The sequence below is a fragment of the Agrococcus casei LMG 22410 genome (genome assembly GCF_900163565.1).
Lineage (GTDB): Bacteria > Actinomycetota > Actinomycetes > Actinomycetales > Microbacteriaceae > Agrococcus > Agrococcus casei.
The window spans coordinates 1-1411 of sequence record NZ_FUHU01000012.1 but is presented as its reverse complement, the minus strand read 5'-3'; the positions used below and the strand labels follow the sequence as shown (position 1 = coordinate 1411).

Here is a 1411-nt window from a genome sequence, read left to right as displayed (position 1 = left end):
CAATTGAATACGCAAAAATGAACAAGCAACTGTCCGCCTAACTAGGGCAAGTCCACTTCGCACCACACGGCCGGGATGTCACAGCCGGTCGTTGCGCACTCGGGGTAGGTGGCGTTGAGCGCTCTGCGCTGTGTGGGGGTGAAGAGCCGCTGTGTGCGGCCGAGGTTCATGACGTTGCCGAGGTTGTCGGTGATCGCGACCTGGACGGCGCCGTCGCAGATGATCTTCGCGGCTTCTGCGACTGGCACGAGCTCTTGTGTGCGGCTGACGCGAGCCACTGCTGGAGTGCCGGCGGCGTAGTTGTGGATTTCGCGGATGGGCACAGTCACCAGCAGGGTCGGTGCGGCACCGCCTTGCGTGCTGGTCTCTTTCGTCTTCGCGGCGGTCGTGAAGGCGAGCATGAATGCGTCGGCCATCTTCTGGGTGCGAGTGCGCTGATCCTGGTCTGGGTCACCATTTGGTGCCCCGAACCGGGCTTTGGGTGAGGCGTTCGCGTCAAGGAACTGCAGCACCGCTGCCCCTTCGTCTGCAGGGATCACGGCGTCGATCTTCACTCGCCCGTCTTGCAGCATGCGCCCGAAGCATTTGCGCTGCTCCCACTGCTCCGCTGTCGTCAGCTCGGCCTCTTCGGGGTGCTGCTCGTAGTACCAGGCACGCATCGCCTTCTCGAGCGACTCCGGCTTCCAGGCCCGCGCATCCTCGGACCCTTCCGCGAACTCCACGGCTGACTTGTCAGCGAGCAGTAGGAACTCAGCATCCTGTTTCTTCCGCCAGGAATCGAGCTTGCGAACAATCACACCGGCTTGCTGATTCGAGACCGTGCCGGATTCAACCGCTGCCGCCAACACCGGATACTCTCGCGACTCGAGCAGCTTGCCGAGCCGGGTCAGCACATCCGCTGCACTCTTTCCGTACCCGAGCTCGTGCTGCAACAGCACACCGGTCGAGGGGTAGTGCAGGTCTTTCGCCGCAGTCGACAGCTCCGACGGTGCGGTCTCGAGCACCCGAGCGAACTCCGCCAGGTGCGCTTGGTGCTGGAGGGAGTAGTCGCTGACGGCTTCGAGCATCCGCTGCCGCTCTCGAGGCGACGCCGACGTGAACTCAGCGAACACACCAGTCAGAACCCGATCAGCATCAGACTGCAGCCGCCGCACCTCGGCCGACTTGCAACCCTCAGCAGCACTCACTGAAACGTTCACGAACATCACCTCCTTCACTAGAACAAAACTACTAGCAACCACTGACACAAGCCAGAGAAAGGAGCAATCTGTGGAGAGAATTCTCTGTGGATAACGCGGTTCGCCAGGCAGCCCGGCGCGCGCCTGCGGGACTGGCTGTCACGAGAAACCGGGATCTGCGCATCCGTGCACGGCGGTGTCATTCGGTCGTTGCAACGGCTGATCGGAAGGAT

Annotated in this window: 1 protein-coding gene; it reads right to left on the bottom strand. The window is 62.2% G+C overall.

What is annotated here, in order from left to right; translation table 11 throughout:
- Positions 1 to 41: 41 nt before the first annotated feature.
- On the bottom strand, positions 42 to 1199 hold the full coding sequence (locus CZ674_RS02290; protein WP_159456871.1) for a DUF222 domain-containing protein: 1158 nt from the start codon (positions 1197 to 1199) through the stop codon (positions 42 to 44).
- Positions 1200 to 1411 lie beyond the last annotated feature (212 nt).